Consider the following 15,712-nt stretch of genomic DNA (forward strand, 5'->3'; position numbering starts at 1 on the left):
CGTCTACCCACCACGATCATGCCCGGGCTTAATGCGACTTTGCGTGCGCTCGCCAGTATCTTGATCCTCGGCTTTGCTGGCGGTCAACATAGCTGCGCTGCCCGATGATCCAGCGCTTTGATGTCGCAACCGCGGCAGCCACCGGCGTCCCATCCGGTTCTCTCGTTACGCCACTCCTCGCCGGTGATGCGCCAATAGCCATCGTGCCCTTATGAGCTCTGCACTTCGGTATCGACCGGCGAGGACTCTGCCTACGGCCGATGGTGTTTTTATTTAGGAAAACTTGATATCCACGAAAAGGTGTTCTCATTCCGTATTGCCCTAAGCTGCTTCCGAACCGCATGCCGGCCGATATCGTGCGTCGCGCGAACGAGAGCGAAGATGGAAAGCTGAGGGCGTCCGGGGATCGAGTAAGGTCCCCGCCACCTTCAAGCTACGATGTTATCGACGGTTCTCGGCGGCCATTTCTTGCAGATCCAACTCGTGTTCAAGCTGGCGGAGAACCTCATCGTGGATTTCTCCAGCTTTGTGCATCTTTAGGATCTCGGCGCGGCCGGCGGCGATCGCGGCCAGGACTGTGTCAAAGTGCTCAAGCTTGATCGAATGATGTAACTCGCGGTCTTGCTCATAGTGGGCGGCGACCTCGGCCCTGTGACGATATTGCTCCAGGAGCCTTGGATGCCGCTCTGTTCCATCGGCATTGCGCGACAACCCCTGTATGGCCTTGTATTGTGCGTTTGCAACGCGTTTCCAGGCAAGAGCTTCGTTCTCCTGAACCAAATGGCGTTCGTCCGGGTTGACAACCCCCAAGAGCGATATCAGCAGGCCCAATGTACTTCCCTGTAGCAGAACCGTCATGATGATCACTGCGAACGCGCTCACCAGGATCAGATCGCGCCCTGGAAAATCGGCCGGAAGCGATAGGGCACCCGTGAGGGTGACCACGCCACGCATTCCGGCCCAGCTCATAACTACCGTGGTGGCGAGAGACGACCGACCACCCATGCGCCGCAACCCTGGAGCAAATCTGGCAATAGACCCGGCAGTCAGAAGCCAGGCGAACCGCGCTACGATGACCGTGGCGATCACCGCCAGCACCGGAAGTTCCATTGCCAGCATTCCCTGCTGAACGCCGCCAAATCGGCCGAGAACGCCGCGCAAGGATAGCCCGATTAGGATGAATAACAGCGACTCCATGAGGAAAACGAGTGCTTTCCAGAAGGCTTGTGCTCGCACGCGAGTTTCGGCGTTGAACGTCTCGTGTTGATGCCAACCTAAAAGCAGGCCAGTGCTGACGGTGGACAGGACTCCCGAACTTCCGAGTTTCTCGGCCGCGATATAAGACAACGCAGCCAGCAGCAGGGTCGATGTTATGATCAATTCACTGTCGCGAAGTCTTCGTATGACAGTCAGGCCGACCCACCCAATCGAAAGGCCGACCGCGATGCCGGCGAGGGTGACCCACACCAGCGACGTGAGGGCTTCCGTGACGCTAAAGGCTCCGGTGAGCGTTGCAGCGGCGGCAAATCGCAGGAGCACTAGGCCGCTTGCGTCGTTCACCAGGCTTTCCCCTTCAAGGAGAGCGGTAATTCGACTCGGAAGATGCAATCGCTCGAGAATAGCTCCTGCTGCGACCGCGTCGGGCGGCGAAACGATCGCCCCAAGCGCGAACCCGACCGACCATGGCAGTCCTGGAAGCAGGAGATGAAAGACAACGCCGACGGCGAGGGTGGTAAAGGCCACAGCCCCAAGCGCGAGCGAGGCGATGCCTGCAAAATACCGTTTGAAGTCGCCCCAAACCGTATAATAGGCACTGCGCATCAACAGCGGAGGCAGAAATACCAGCATTATAAGGCCCGGATCTATATCGATCTCGGGAACGCCGGGTATCAATGCGAGCACCACGCCGCCCACGATGAGCGCCGCTGCGGGAGGCAACCGCAGCCGCCTGGCCACCAGTTCGAGGATCACTGTTGCCATTAGCAGCAGGATCAGGAATTCGTAGGTGGCCTCGGACTTCATATGATGTGAAAGCCTGAGAGTGAATTGAAGAACGCGTGCATGATCGATTTCCGACTTCAATACGTCGCCGTCTGTCTTGGCGGATTCTATTCTTAGCCGGTCGCTGAAGCCCCCGCTTGCACGAAACGACGTAAAAATCGCTCCAGACAGCGACGCATTGTCGAGAAGCGGCATTTTTCATTGGCTCACGCCGATCGGTTTTGTCGCCGCCACTTTCCTGGCGTCTTCCCAGTCACGCCTTGGAAGATGCGGGTCATATGGCTCTGATCAGAAAACCCGCATTTGATGGCCACGCCGAGAATGGTGTCGTCCGAAAGAAGAAATTCTTTCGCCTTCGCGACCCGATATTCTGTCAGCCAGCGATAAGGGCTCTTGCCGAATGTATCCTTGAAAGCACGGGTAAAGTGGCTCCGTGACAGCCCGCACGTCTCGGCGAGCTGTGTGATCGATACCTGATCAAATGCCATGGTCGTGAGGAATTCGAGCGCTCGCTTCTCTTGCCAGGGAGCAAGTAGCCCGCTCTTTTTTACGGGAAAGTATTGACCACCATAGGTCTGTGCGAGATGGGTCAACAGTACGATGCTGATCTGCTCCAGGAACATCTGGTTTGGCTCTTGCCTGCTCAGTAGATATGGCGAAATCGCCTGTGCGAGGCCCAAAATCACTTCATCTTTTGTTCCCGGCTTGCAATCGAACCCGTCGAATTGGGGTCGTCCCAAATCCTCGAGGTAGGTTCGAATAAACGAGAGTGGGATGTTAAAGCGGATGTTGTCAAAGGGCGACATATGGTGGCACTGCCATTCCTCGCGGAGGTCGGTAATAGCAATCGCGCCCTTGGGATGACCGCCCTCGAAAACGAGCCGCCCATTCCGCCAAAGACGGTGCAGCCGAAAATCAGCCAGCTGAGCAATAACAGAGACGGCATCCTCACGCTTGCTGGGCGGAGCGATAGGCAGATCATTACCGTCGTAGCTCAGCCGTGTGACCGTCACAGCTGAAGCCTTGAGCGACCAGCTTGTGATCCTGGTTGAAAAAGATGTGAAGGCACCGTCAATGTTCGTATCCAAGGCGTTCTTTCTGGGCGTTCAATTCAGCCGCAGCTGTCTCAACTTAATGGAGCTGACGATCTCTCCACCGAGCAGGCGTGGTGCCCACTTGCCTGGAGAAGACCTTGGTGAAATGACTTTGATCGACAAAGCCGCATGCTCGGGCAATTTCCTTGATCGAGAGTTCATGCGCGGAAAGAAGGGGCTTTGAAGCTCCGACTCGTGCCTGCGTCAGCCATTGACGCGGCGTCAGGCCGGTTACATTCTTGAACCCTTGTGCAAAATGTGCAGCTGAAAGCCCGATAACCGCAGCGACCTCAGCCACGGTAAGTTCACGAGCCAGGTTCTCTTGCATAAAGCCTTTAGCCGCCATCTCGCGATCGGCCGGGAGAATCGCTCCATGCTTCGATGTCACGACTTCGAGGCAGTCCTGCAGAAGATGCGCACAGACTGCGATCGACAGGTGACGCAACAGGGGATCGATCGTCGCGGGATCTCGCTCGAACAAAGACAGGACCACAGATGCCAGGTTGCTCACCACGTTGTCCGGTTCCGCCCTGCGGCAACGGAGTGTTTTCGCGCCCTGTTCGGGGAAGCTGGCGCGCGCAACTTCATGCACCAAGGCTTTCGGCAAATAGATCGCCAGAGAAGACAGGTCGCGATGGAGGACCGCGGAGGCGCCTTCATCGAGATCGACGACGCATACAGAACCCTTTGCGCACCAACGCGGTGGCGCAAGACGACCGTCGCTTCGCACGTCCGAGTGAATCGTATCCTCAAGATAGACCATCACGAGGTAGGCATCGAAACTCGGGATCGCCACCCTTGCTTCGACATCTTTCTTCACCGACCGGACTATTTTACTTACGATAATAGGGGCGGAAGCCAGGGGCACAGTCTTCAGAAAAGGTGCCTCCGTCATTCCGAAGTACACCCCGAGCGAATTACCGTCAGGACAGTCGAGACTCAATCTTGCCTCCCGGATGGACTTGTTGGCGAGGCGACCGCACACCTTCAGGATACATCGGTGATCTCGTTCCAAGCATTGTGATTTGATCAAAATATGATCGACGAAAGACCTGGCGGGGCGACATCCAACAATCACCCCTCTTCATAAACACATGAAGGCGCCAAAACCAGTAGTCTTGCCGCCTTAGCGTTTATTGGAAATTCCAACCAGTCATTGATCCACTGTCGGACGGACTTGCAGCCAATCCAGGACGGGGGACTTCAAGCGGTCTCGAGTGCGGCGACAGCATCGAGGATCACACTCGTGACTGCTTCCGGCATAGAAAGGAGGGACAGGTGGCTGGCCGCGAGTTCCGTGGTCTTGGCCCCCATTGCCGCTGCGAGTTCCCGCTCGAGGTCAACGCTGACGACACGGTCTTGCGTGGACACGATATACCAGGTCCGCCGCGACACCCATGCAGGCTCAGTCACCTTGTCACCGAACGTACTGGCGGCGAGTGGGGGTTGAAGTACGGCGAGCACCCGCGCCTCCTCCTTAGGAAGGTCCTGCCCGACATCGTTGATCCAGCCTTCCTCGGAAAGCGTCAGATAGCCCGCGCCATCGTTCTTGATCTGCGACAAGCCGGGAGGCGCAGGATACCTGCCGACCTGGTCGCCCACGGTCTCGCCGGCGTTGGGAGCAAAAGCGGCGACATAAACGAGGGCCTTCACCTTGGGATCGGTGCCGGCTTCGGTGATGACAGCACCACCCCAGCTGTGTCCCACGAGGACGATCGGGCCTTCAACGGAGTTCATGATGCGGCGGGTCGCAGCCGCGTCATCTGCAAGCGACGAGGTTGGATTCTGAACTGCGATGACAGGAACCCCCTCCTTCAGCAGCAACGGGATAACTTTTTGCCAGCTTGAGCCATCGGCCCATGCACCATGGACGAGGATGACGGTTGGCTTTGTGGACGTCGAGGTCATTTGGCTTTTTGCTCCTGAAGAGGTTCGAATGGCGAGCAGCTTAGACGGGCACCCAGGATCGATCTTGTTGGATCAGACTGTGTTTGGACGACAGCATTGCGTTACGTCCCCGGCTGGCTGCGAGACGCTATTTCGGCAGGGTCGAAACTCTCGATTTCTTTCGGGTAGCCGCCAGAAACGACAAAAGGGCATTGGTCCATCCAAGCGGAGCGAACGACCTGAGCTGTAGTATCGGAAACCTCACCCCTCACCCCGTTACAGGAGCAGCCATGCACCGCCGAGTATCCATTCTAGCGCTGCCTTTCATCGCAGCCGTCACCCTTGCATCCAGCGCCGTCGCGAACCCGGCAATCCCACCGGTCGCTGTCGCCCCCCAATACGACACGACGCATGTCTATGTTGCGCCCGAACAGGTGGACAACTTTGTTCAGGCGTTTCTTGGGACGTTTGGCGGCAAGTCCACGCCGCAGGTGGTCGCGACCGTGACGCCAACGCCAAGCAGCACCACGAGCCAACTGCTTCAGACCCCCGCCGGCGTGGTTTCGCTCTTTGGATTCAAGACGCCGGTCCCCTATCCGTTCGGGCTTGAACGCAATGGCTATCTCGTCCGGGACATGGACGCCGCCGTCAGGGCCGCGCGGGACGCCGGTGCCAGCGTGATCGTCGATGCTTTTCCGGATCCTATCGGCCGTGACGCCGTCATACAGTGGCCCGGCGGCCTCAATATGCAGCTGTACTGGCACACCAAGCACCCCGATTACAAACCGCTCGAAACGATACCGGAAAACCGCGCCTATGTTTCACCGGATGCCGTTGACGAATTCCTCAAGGACTTCCTATCCTTCTCCGGCGGCAAGGTCGTTGCCGACGACGGCAATGCGTCCGCGGCAGAGATCGGGAAGCCAGACGAAAAGTTCCGCCGCATCGAGGTTCAGTCCGAGTTTGGACGCATGCTTGTGCTGGTATCCGACGGACACCTACCCTACCCCTACGGCTACGAAACAACAGGATATGAAGTCCGGGACCTTCAGCAGACGTTAGAAAAGGCCGGGAAGTTCGGGGTAAACATCCTGGTGCCGCCGCATCGAGCCGGGGACCGCCAGACGTCCATAGTACAATTCCCCGGCGGATACATCACCGAAATCCATGCGGTGTCCAAATGAAATCCGGCAGGAATAGGCTTGGAACACCCGAGAGCATAGTTGGGAGTTGGTACTGCAAGGCGACCGCTTTGTCGGCACTCCTGCCGCTCGCGCTGTCGATTTCCTGCTCGCTCGCATACGCGCAGAGCTCGGCCACCTCATCGAAGCGACCAGCGATCAAAACCAATCGCTGGCAAGAGGATTGGTCGGCACTATCCGACCCGAACCTCAAGACGGAGCCACTGGATGACCTCAAGTATATCAGGCTGTTTCCTGATGACCCTGACAGTTACGTCTCTTTCGGCCTCACTCTTCGTGAACGCTTCGAGGTCAATACGGCGCCCGGATTCGGGATCGGAGGTGGCGCGCGGGATTCCTATCTTCTCCAGCGCCCCCAAATACACATCGACACGCATTTCAATGAGAACTGGCAGTTGTTCACCCAGCTCGAGGACGCCCGCGCCTTTGGAAAAGCGGATATCGGCGGCGCCGATGAAAACGAACTCGATCTCAGGCTTGCGTTTCTCGGCTATTCGCAGACATTCGACGCCGGGACATTCAAGGCCCGTATAGGACGGCAGGATTTCGCCTTCGATTTGCAACGCTTCGTTTCGTCCCGCGATGGACCCAACGTCCGCCAGTCCTTTGATGCGGTTTGGGCCGATTGGGAAAGCGGACCATGGCGCCTCTTGGGGTTCATCAGCCGCCCAGTCCAGTACCGGAACGATGAGCCCTTTGACGACAGGTCAAATGGGCATTTCACCTTCAGCACTATCCGGCTTGAGCGGCAGGTGTTCGGCACCAATGAACTGTCCGCCTACTACGCGTTATATGACCGTGACGATGCACACTACCTCGATGCAGCTGGAGATGAGGAGCGTCATGTGCTTGACGTTCGTTTCGCGGGTAACTCCAACAATTTCGATTGGGACATGGAAGCCATGGGTCAGCTTGGCACCGTCGGGTCAGACGACATCAAAGCCTGGGCGATGGGCACACGCGCCGGATATACTTTCGCCGATGCCTCCTGGACGCCGAGGATTGGCCTCCAGTTCGACATTGCGTCAGGCGACCGAAATCCAGGCGACGGGACCGTCGAAACATTCAACCCGCTCTTCCCCAACGGATACTATTTCACGTTAGGCGGATATACCGGCTATTCGAACCTGGTCCATCTCAAGCCTTCGATCACGGTGAAGCCCGCTGAAAAGCTGTCAGTCACGACGGCAGTGGGCCTGCTCTGGCGTATGACGACGGCAGATGCCGTGTACACGCAGCCGAATATTCCAGTCGCCAACACCGCAGGTCACGGCGATGCCTGGACGGGTGCATATCTCCAACTCCGGGCGGACTACTCGTTCACGGCCAACCTGACCGGGGCGATTGAGGCCGTCCATTATGATGCAGGCTCCACAATCCGAAACGCGGGCGGGCGCGACGGCAATTACCTTGGAGCCGAGTTGAAATTTTCGTGGTGATCATGTCCCGCGTCAAGCGACAGCAGGATCGGCTTGAGCAGATGCGCTCAAGCCGATCCTGCCATCCTTAAGCGTCCTGTTCAGGCAAACCTATGGCAAATCCGTTCAGTGTCATGGAAACGGAGCAATAGTGCCCGACAAGCCAAATCAGCTCTCGTATTCCGGCTTCGCCGAACACTTCCAGCGCGTAGCTATACACACGATCCGGCAGTATGCCGCCTCTAAGGAGCGCTTTGACAACGTCGAGCGCCGCCGCCTCCGATACCGACAGGTCACTAGGCCGCTCACCCGCCGACAATGTCGAAAGCCGAGCGTCGCCCATGGAGTGTCTGTTTTTGGCGACTGCCGAGTGTGCGTACACCTCATAGGCCGCCCCGAAGTGGGCACCAACGGCAATAATGGCGACTTGTCGAACGGCATCGTCCAGATGTTTGAAGGAGGTCATCGCCTTGGTGACGGTCCAGAATGCCTCCCCTACCTCGGGCTGATGCAGCCAGGCATTCCAAGGCCCAAGGAATGCGCCGTCGGCACGCATGGTAACGAAATCCTGATACTTGGCGCCAACGCCAGCCTTCATTTCATCGTAAAGAGCCTTCTGTCTGGGATCGAGTTCGTTTGGTGCTAGCGGCGGCAGGCGCATCATGATCTCCTTTTTCAATGCCAGCTCGAAGCCCGATTGGGCCTGGAGCCTCTCACAAGGGGCAATTCAAGCCCGTGCGAAAGCGAAAAGGTCTTCGGACAGACGCTGCTTGTGAGTCACATATAAGGCGTGCGGCGCACCCTCGTAGACCTTGTAAATGCAGCCTTTGATCATCTTGGCTGTGCGGTCCCCCGTGGCACCTTTGGGGGCGGTTTGATCGTCATCCCCATGAATGATCAATGTCGGAATATCGATCGCAGCCATGTCCGCTCTGAAATCCGTCTCGGAAAACGCCGTGACGCAGTCCAAGGTGGCCTTCAGCGAGCCTGTATACGCCATCTGCAATGTTTGAGAGAGCACACCTTGCGAGATGCTCGAGCCGTCCCGATTGGTGCCCAAATAATAGGTGTTGAAATCTGCAAGAAACTGGGCTCGATCCACGGTCAGTCCCGCCCTGATCCCTTCGAAAACAGACCTGTCAACACCATCAGGATTGTCTTTCGTATGCATCAGGAACGGCGTCACCGAGCTTACGAGGGCGAGCTTCGAGACCGCCTGTGAACCGTGACGGTTCAGATATCTAACGACGTCGCCCCCGCCCATCGAGAACCCGACAAGCGTCACGTCTGAAAGCGCAAGATCTAAAATAATGTCGGCGATGTCGTCGGCAAAGGTATCGTAATCATAGCCTGACCATGGTTGCGACGAACGTCCGAAACCACGCCTGTCATACCCGATCGCGCGGAACCCGTTCTGGGCAAGGAACAGCATCTGCGATTCCCACATGTCGGCGGTCAGTGGCCAGCCTGGACAAAAAACCACTGGCTTTCCAGTCCCCCAGTCGTTAACGAAAATGTGCATGCCGTCGCGCGTCGATATGGTCGTCATGATCGTCCCCGGTTGTATCTCTCATCCCCGAGACTATCTCTCGACGGATCGTGCTGCTTGGACGTTCCTATCGCATCCGACCACATTCAAGCGGATTAAGCCCTCCCGCGATCATCTAAAACTCAGTCGATTCTTACAATTCGGTGGCCACCGAAGCCGTTACGCTCTCGGACATCAACAACCGAGCCATCGGAGAACCGGCAATGACCCGATACGAAGAGCGCGCGAAAACTGCCCAGTATGATACCGGCTTTCCGATCGCAGAGATCAGTATAGCGATGCCGGCCCTCCTGCTGTTCTCGGCAGTCGGCCACCTCCACGGAGAAGGCAGCCCTCGCCAGCCTCGGGTATTCCTTTCAGACGCAACACAGGAAGGCCGCGCCAATTGATCGGCGGGCGGTATCGTTTTTCCACCTCCACTGTTCGACAGACGAGGCGTCGTGAAAGAGCCGGAACTTACTGACAGGACGAGAGCAAGTTCCGGCGGGAGTTTAGCCAGACCTAGTTAATCGAAAGAGACTCGTACGAGCGAAGGAGCGCAAAGTGGCATCTAAGGTCGCAGACGTATTGACCGAAATCCTACATACAGCCGGTGTGCAGCGGATCTACGGGGTCGTTGGAGATAGCTTGAACGGCCTGACGGAGTCGTTGCGAAAACGGGGTGACATCCAATGGATCCACACACGCCATGAGGAAACCGCGGCTTTCGCCGCTGGAGCTGAAGCGCACCTGACGGGAAAACTGGCCGTCTGTGCGGGCAGCTGTGGGCCGGGCAATCTTCATCTGATCAATGGTCTCTTCGATTGCCATCGGTCCCGCGTGCCGGTTCTGGCAATCGCCGCACACATTCCATCCGCCGAAATCGGTCGGGGATATTTCCAGGAAACACATCCGGATCAGCTCTTTCGAGAATGCAGCCACTACTGCGAGCTTGTCAGTCATCCCGAGCAGCTCCCCGCGATCATCGAGACCGCAATCCGCGCCGCTGTCGGCAACCGCGGCGTTGCCGTTATCGTTATCCCTGGCGACGTCGCCCTTTCCGACTTTACAGCAAAAATCTCCAAGGCACCCGCTCTGGCTGTTCCGCAGCCCAGCGTGGTTCCATCCGCCGACCAAATTGCAAAGCTGGCTTCACTTCTTGATGGAAGTTCGAAGGTCACTCTCCTCTGCGGCCGTGGATGCGAGGGAGCGCACGACGAGCTGATCGCCTTTGCCGAGAAGCTTAAAGCCCCTATCGTTCACGCGCTCGGCGGCAAGGAACATGTCGAATTCAACAACCCGTTCGATGTGGGGATGACGGGGCTGATCGGATTTTCTTCCGGCTACAAGGCAATGCTCGAGTGCGACGCGCTTGTGATGCTGGGAACTGACTTCCCCTATCGCCAATTCTATCCGACCGACGCAAAAATCGTTCAAGTGGACATAAGGGCCGAGAACCTCGGCAGAAGGGCGGCACTGGATCTTGCAATCGTCGGCGATGTCAAATCCACTCTTTCGGCTGTCATACCCTCCTTGAAGCAGCGAACTGATCACAGCCATCTCACGGACTGCCTTGCGGCCTACAAAAAGGCGCGTGAGGGGCTGGATGATCTGGCCACAGGACGGAAGGGCCGAAAGATTCATCCGCAGTATGTCGCTCGTTTGTTGAGCGAGCACGCGTCGGACGATGCTGTGTTCACCTTCGATGTCGGAACGCCGACCATCTGGGCCGCGCGGTACCTGAAGATGAACGGGAAGCGTCGATTGATCGGATCGCTGACCCACGGATCGATGGCCAATGCTCTTCCTCAGGCAATCGGCGCGCAGTCCGCATATCCGAACAGACAGGTCGTCAGCATGTCGGGAGACGGCGGCTTTTCAATGCTGATGGGCGATTTCCTGACGCTCGTGCAGCAGAAACTTCCGGTCAAGGTGGTCATCTTCAACAACTCGACCCTTGGCTTCGTTGCCATGGAGATGAAGGCGTCCGGCTTTCTGGAGACCGGCACCGATCTCAAGAACCCCGATTTCTCAGCGGTGGCGCGCGCGGCCGGCGTTCATGCGATCCGGGTCGAAGACCCGACGGATCTTGAAGCGGCGGTGAAGGATATCCTTGCTCATCCGGGTCCGGCACTGCTTGACGTTGTTACCAACACGGAAGAGCTATCGATGCCACCGAAGATCGAGGCGGCGCAGGTGAAGGGACTCAGTCTTTGGGCGATCAAGGCCGTGATGAACGGCAGAGGCGACCAATTGCTTGATCTGACCCTCTCGAACTTCCTGTCGCGATAGCCACCAAAGTGGTCTCCACAGCCGTAGCGAACGGGAGGGGCCGGCCGCAAATAGGCTCAATGGCCGCCAATCATCAGGTTGCCTAGCGGGTACTATCTGAAATGCTCAGTGAAAACGGCACCATACACTAAAGGTGGCATCCAGTTCCACAGCCCGAATAACGAAGGTCAAGGCGATATGGCGCTTGCGATTGATCAAAAGCCAATTTCTACGGAACGGTCCGCACATCTGGCAGCGCGTGCAGGACGCCTCTTGTTTCTCAGCGGGGCGGACACGCGAGACGTCGCCAGAGGCGTGAGAGACGCCGCTGAAGGACTGGGGCATGCGGTGCATGTCTTGGTCGCGCCTGAGGCCATCCTCGCCACGGCTGGAACGACAGAGCGGTTCACGACAAGGCTCGGCCCGGAATTCTCGGTGCCGTCTGTGAACATAGGGCAACGTCGACGGATCTTGTTAGCAAAGATTCGCCCAAATTTCTCGGCCCATAGCCGAACTGTCTGATGCGAGACGATGATGCCACGGGCGGCTAGCATGTCCTCGACCATTCGCAAGCTGAGTGGAAACCGAAAATAGAGCCATACGGCATTTCGGGATCGCGTCCTTCGGATCAGGCCAAAGACAACGTTCGTATTTCCAACCTCCTGGCCTCGTCTTCGAAGGGGTCGTAGGCGTTGGGGCGCAGGATCGGAAGCTTGATGGAGAGCATGGTCACCTCAGGACACGAAATACATGCTGACGGCCGCCTATCGGCGGGGGTGAAATCGTCAGCCTATTCGTGTCGCTCTCGTAACCATGCGGCCGTCATATCAGGGGGGAGCGGTGGGAGCCGATCGAGGTGAACGGATATGGTTAATTCAATATCATTGGTTGTGAATTATTCGTCATCACCAACCTTGTGCCATTTGCTACCTAATTCCGCGCTTTTTCACGGCGATCGTTGGATAAAGCGTCGTCCTTACTCCTTCACAGCGCCCGTCATCGACGACACGTAGTAGTCGACGAAGAAGGAATAGAGAATGACCACCGGCAGCGAGCCGAACAGCGCACCTGCCATCAGCGATCCCCATTCGAACACATCGCCTCGCACCAGTTCGGTCAGCACGCCAACCGGAATGGTCTTGTTCTCCGAGGACTGGATGAATGTCAGTGCATAGATGAATTCGTTCCACGATAGCGTGAAGGCGAAGATGCCGGCCGAGATCAGGCCGGGGACGGCGAGCGGCAGGATGATCTTGACGAGGATCTGCCAGCGGTTGGCGCCGTCGACCAGCGCGCTCTCCTCCAGCTCGAACGGGATCGAGCGGAAATAGCCCATCAGCAGCCAGGTGCAGAAGGGAATGAGGAAGGTCGGATAGGTGAAGATCAGCGCCAGGCGCGAGTCGTAGATGCCGAGCTTGAAGACGATGAAGGCGAGCGGAATGAACAGGATCGAAGGCGGAATGAGATAGGCGAGGAAGATGACGAGTCCGACCTGCCGCGAGCCGGTGAAGCGCACGCGCTCGATCGCATAGGCGCCGAACACCGAGGCCACCAGCGACAGCGCCGTCGATCCCACGGCGACCAGCATCGTGTTCCACAGCCAGCCGGGATAGGATGTCTCGAGGAACAGGTATTTGATGTGGTCGAGCGTCGGCCCGACCACCCAGAAGGGGCTGTAATTGTTGTAGTCCGTCAGCTGCTCGTTCGGCTTCACGGCGGTGATCGCCATCCAGTAGAAGGGAAAGAGCAGCACGAAGACGAAGACCGCCATCGGCAGGTAGAGCATCACAACGCGCCGCGGCAGGCGGTTCAGGTAGCTCATGCCCTCGGCATTGTCGGTCAGGACCTCATCGGCTGTTTTGAGATTGGTCGACATGGGTTTTGCTCCTTAATCCTGTCCGCCCTGCTGCCATTTGCGGCGTTGCAGACCGAAGAAACTGAACATGATGGCGCCGAGCAGGAAGGGTATCATCGCGACCGCGATGGCCGCCCCTTCGCCGAGCTGGCCGCCCGGAATGCCGCGCTGGAAGGAGAGTGTCGCCATCAGATGCGTGGCGTTGACAGGCCCGCCCTTGGTCAGCACGTAGATCAGCTGGAAATCCGTGAAGGTGAAGAGCACCGAGAAGGTCATGACGACGGCGATGATCGGCGTCAGCATCGGTAGCGTCACATAGCGGAAGCGCTGCCAGCTCGTCGCGCCGTCGAGCGAGGCTGCCTCCTGTAGCGAGGCCGGAATGGTCTGCAGGCCGGCAAGCAGCGAGATCGCGACGAAGGGAATGCCGCGCCAGACATTGGCGACGATGACCGAGATGCGGGCATTCGTGGGATCGCCGAGGAAGTTGATCGGCGCGCTGATCAGCCCGAGCTTCATCAGCGACCAGGAGACGATCGAGAACTGGGAATCGTAGATCCACCAGAAGGCCAGCGCCGAAAGCACTGTCGGCACCACCCAGGGCAAGAGCACGATCGCCCGGAAGAAGGATTTGAACGGAAGGTGCTGGTTCAGCAGCAGCGCCAGCCAGAGGCCGAGCGCGAATTTCAGAGCCGAGGCGATGACGGTGTAGAGAATGGTGTTGAAGACCGACAGCCAGAAGACCGCGTCGTCTGCCAGGAACTGATAGTTCTCCAGGCCGATGAAGATGCCGTCCCGGCCGATCCGCGTATCGGTGAAGCCAAGCCAGACGCCGAGTCCCAGGGGATAGGTGAGGAAGCAGACGAGAAATACCGCGGCCGGCAGCATGAAGAGGAAGCCGAGCACATTGTTATTCTGCAGGAGCGAGGGGCCGCGCGTATCCCCGGATTTCAAGGTCGACATTGCTTGTCTCCAGATTGCATTCAGTCCTTGATGACATGCGGCATGCCGGATATCGGGCATGCCGCATTTCCGGCTCTGGATCAGACGCGGTAGTAGCGGTTCGCCCGGCGTTCGGCTTCCTTCATCGCATCTTCCGGCGACTTCTGGCCGGTGACGGCGGCGGCGTACATATCGACCAGCACGTAATCGGCCATGGTCGCGGCCGAGGCGTAGCCGAGCGGGCCGGCATAACCATTCGGGCGAAGCTTTTCCGAGGCGCGCGCATAGGGTGCGTGGACCGGATCGGCAGTCCAGATCGGGTTCTTGGCGAAGGCCTTGAGGGGCTGGCAGCAATAGGCGCTGGAGCCCTGGATCCAGGCATTCATCTGGTCAGCTTCCATCATGAACTTGATGTAGGCCTTGGCGGCTTCCGGATATTTGCTGTGCTTGAAGAGCAGCAGCGAGCTCGTCTGGCAAAGCTCGACGCTCTTGCCGACCGGCCCGATCGGGAAGTTCGTCGTGCGTATGTCCTTGGCGATCTCGGCGAGCTTCGGATCGTTCTTGGCCGTGTAATAGACTGAGACGCCGTTGGCGATCAGCGATACCTGGCCGGCCAGGAAGGCGCGGTTGTTGTTGACGTCCTGCCAGCTTTCCGTGCCCGGAATGAAGGTCGCGTAGAGCTCCTTGGCATAGTTGATCGAAGCCAGCGTCTCGGGGCTGTTGATCGTCACCGTCCCGCCTTCGTCGACCATCTTGCCGCCATGGCTCCAGAGCAGCCAATGGGCGTAGTTGTTGCCGTCGCCGACGGCCTTGCCATGCGGGAAGCCGGCGGGCGTGCCCTTTGCCTTCATCGCCTTGCAAAGCTCGAGGAAGCCTGCGGTATCGTTCGGGAATTCGTTGAAACCGGCGGCCTTCACATGGCTGTCGCGATAGACGACGGCATTGCCGATCGCCGTCAGCGGCATGGCGATGAACTTGTCATCGCGTGTGGCGTAGCCTTTCACGCCGTCGTACCAACCCTCGTACTTGTTGCCGAGATAGTTGCCGAGTTCGGTAAGATCGACCAGCTTGTCCGGATATTGGTGCGCGTCGTCGAACCAGCACATGATGAGGTCGGGGCCGGAGCCGACATTGGCGGCAACGGCCGCCTTCGGGCGGATATCTTCCCAGCTCTCCTTGTCGATGCGCACTTCCACGCCTGTGGCTTCGGTGAACTTCTTGGTATTGGCGATCCAGGCATCCTCATCGCCCTTCACGAAAGGCGTCCAGCGCAGCAGGCGCAGGCTGGCGCCGCTTTCCGGCGTGTAGATCGGTTCGGCCTGCGCAAAGGATGGCTTGATGCCAAGGCCGGCAACACCGGCAACGGCTGCCGATGCAGCAAGAAATTCACGTCTCTTGATCGTCATGAGATTCCTCCTCATTGAAACAGCGGGAGTAATTCTCCGGCATTCACCTCCCGCTTGGTGAACGACGGCCTGGCACTTCCGGGAGCGCGCGCTCCGGGTATGCTTGCGCTC

General features: G+C 58.2%; 13 protein-coding genes and 1 pseudogene. 4 read left to right on the plus strand and 10 right to left on the minus strand.

All coding sequences use genetic code 11. From position 1 onward, the window contains the following. Nucleotides 1-441 precede the first annotated feature (441 nt). The 4 genes from ACK9YZ_RS30455 to ACK9YZ_RS30470 form a co-directional block, all read right to left on the minus strand. Nucleotides 442-2,196, minus strand: coding sequence for a Na+/H+ antiporter (locus ACK9YZ_RS30455; RefSeq protein WP_416067240.1), 1,755 nt, complete (start codon nt 2,194-2,196; stop codon nt 442-444). Between the two features lie 11 nt (nt 2,197-2,207). Next, entirely contained in the window at nt 2,208-3,089 is an 882-nt protein-coding gene (locus ACK9YZ_RS30460; protein WP_416067241.1) for a helix-turn-helix domain-containing protein, read from the minus strand. A gap of 43 nt (nt 3,090-3,132) precedes the next feature. Then, on the minus strand, nt 3,133-3,915 hold the full coding sequence (locus ACK9YZ_RS30465) for a helix-turn-helix transcriptional regulator (protein WP_416067242.1): 783 nt from the start codon (nt 3,913-3,915) through the stop codon (nt 3,133-3,135). Between the two features lie 383 nt (nt 3,916-4,298). Continuing rightward, nucleotides 4,299-5,003, minus strand: coding sequence for an alpha/beta fold hydrolase (locus ACK9YZ_RS30470; RefSeq protein WP_416067243.1), 705 nt, complete (start codon nt 5,001-5,003; stop codon nt 4,299-4,301). A 269-nt stretch (nt 5,004-5,272) separates the two neighbouring features. Between ACK9YZ_RS30470 and ACK9YZ_RS30475 the strand changes: the two genes are divergently transcribed. Continuing rightward, complete coding sequence (locus tag ACK9YZ_RS30475; protein ID WP_416067244.1) at nt 5,273-6,166, plus strand: glyoxalase; 894 nt, start codon at nt 5,273-5,275, stop codon at nt 6,164-6,166. Between the two features lie 68 nt (nt 6,167-6,234). Then, the gene (locus ACK9YZ_RS30480; RefSeq protein ID WP_416067245.1) at nt 6,235-7,623 is read left to right on the plus strand and encodes an alginate export family protein; all 1,389 of its coding nucleotides are present in this window, start codon (nt 6,235-6,237) and stop codon (nt 7,621-7,623) included. A 67-nt stretch (nt 7,624-7,690) separates the two neighbouring features. Here the strand turns inward: ACK9YZ_RS30480 and ACK9YZ_RS30485 are convergent, their stop codons facing one another. Together ACK9YZ_RS30485 and ACK9YZ_RS30490 are read right to left on the minus strand one after the other, a co-directional pair. Beyond that, the gene (locus ACK9YZ_RS30485; protein ID WP_416067246.1) at nt 7,691-8,281 is read right to left on the minus strand and encodes a carboxymuconolactone decarboxylase family protein; all 591 of its coding nucleotides are present in this window, start codon (nt 8,279-8,281) and stop codon (nt 7,691-7,693) included. A 48-nt stretch (nt 8,282-8,329) separates the two neighbouring features. After that, a complete protein-coding gene (locus ACK9YZ_RS30490; RefSeq protein ID WP_416067247.1) occupies nt 8,330-9,151 on the minus strand; it encodes an alpha/beta fold hydrolase in 822 nt (273 codons plus the stop codon). A gap of 203 nt (nt 9,152-9,354) precedes the next feature. On the opposite strand from ACK9YZ_RS30490, the gene ACK9YZ_RS30495 reads away from it, so the two are divergent. Continuing rightward, nucleotides 9,355-9,540 carry a hypothetical protein gene (locus tag ACK9YZ_RS30495; RefSeq protein ID WP_416067248.1) on the plus strand — a complete coding sequence of 62 codons (186 nt, stop codon included), beginning with the start codon at nt 9,355-9,357 and terminating at the stop codon, nt 9,538-9,540. 154 nt (nt 9,541-9,694) lie between these two features. Next, entirely contained in the window at nt 9,695-11,422 is a 1,728-nt protein-coding gene (gene poxB, locus ACK9YZ_RS30500; RefSeq protein ID WP_416067249.1) for a ubiquinone-dependent pyruvate dehydrogenase, read from the plus strand. Nucleotides 11,423-11,853: 431 nt separating this feature from the next. Here poxB and ACK9YZ_RS30505 read toward each other — a convergent pair. From ACK9YZ_RS30505 to ACK9YZ_RS30520, 4 genes and pseudogenes are all read right to left on the minus strand, one after another. Then, nucleotides 11,854-12,033, minus strand: a pseudogene (locus tag ACK9YZ_RS30505) (hypothetical protein); the annotation flags it as partial. A 344-nt stretch (nt 12,034-12,377) separates the two neighbouring features. Next, nucleotides 12,378-13,277, minus strand: a complete 900-nt coding sequence (locus ACK9YZ_RS30510; protein WP_416067250.1) for a carbohydrate ABC transporter permease — start codon at nt 13,275-13,277, stop codon at nt 12,378-12,380. A 12-nt stretch (nt 13,278-13,289) separates the two neighbouring features. Beyond that, nucleotides 13,290-14,216 (minus strand): carbohydrate ABC transporter permease, encoded by a 927-nt coding sequence (locus ACK9YZ_RS30515; RefSeq protein WP_088681473.1) that lies wholly within the window; start codon nt 14,214-14,216, stop codon nt 13,290-13,292. 80 nt (nt 14,217-14,296) lie between these two features. Then, the gene (locus tag ACK9YZ_RS30520) at nt 14,297-15,601 is read right to left on the minus strand and encodes an ABC transporter substrate-binding protein (protein ID WP_216759702.1); all 1,305 of its coding nucleotides are present in this window, start codon (nt 15,599-15,601) and stop codon (nt 14,297-14,299) included. Nucleotides 15,602-15,712: the final 111 nt, after the last annotated feature.

This window comes from Rhizobium sp. ZK1 (assembly GCF_047782645.1).
Lineage (GTDB): Bacteria > Pseudomonadota > Alphaproteobacteria > Rhizobiales > Rhizobiaceae > Rhizobium.

Excerpts from the sequence above, each read along its gene's own strand:
- ACK9YZ_RS30455 (WP_416067240.1), bottom strand. The coding sequence starts at position 2,196 with ATGCCGCTTCTCGACAATGCGTCGCTGTCTGGAGCGATTTTTACGTCG.
- ACK9YZ_RS30470 (WP_416067243.1), bottom strand. The coding sequence starts at position 5,003 with ATGACCTCGACGTCCACAAAGCCAACCGTCATCCTCGTCCATGGTGCA.
- ACK9YZ_RS30475 (WP_416067244.1), top strand. The coding sequence starts at position 5,273 with ATGCACCGCCGAGTATCCATTCTAGCGCTGCCTTTCATCGCAGCCGTC.
- ACK9YZ_RS30490 (WP_416067247.1), bottom strand. The coding sequence starts at position 9,151 with ATGACGACCATATCGACGCGCGACGGCATGCACATTTTCGTTAACGAC.
- ACK9YZ_RS30495 (WP_416067248.1), top strand. The coding sequence starts at position 9,355 with ATGACCCGATACGAAGAGCGCGCGAAAACTGCCCAGTATGATACCGGC.
- ACK9YZ_RS30510 (WP_416067250.1), bottom strand. The coding sequence starts at position 13,277 with ATGTCGACCAATCTCAAAACAGCCGATGAGGTCCTGACCGACAATGCC.
- ACK9YZ_RS30515 (WP_088681473.1), bottom strand. The coding sequence starts at position 14,216 with ATGTCGACCTTGAAATCCGGGGATACGCGCGGCCCCTCGCTCCTGCAG.
- ACK9YZ_RS30520 (WP_216759702.1), bottom strand. The coding sequence starts at position 15,601 with ATGACGATCAAGAGACGTGAATTTCTTGCTGCATCGGCAGCCGTTGCC.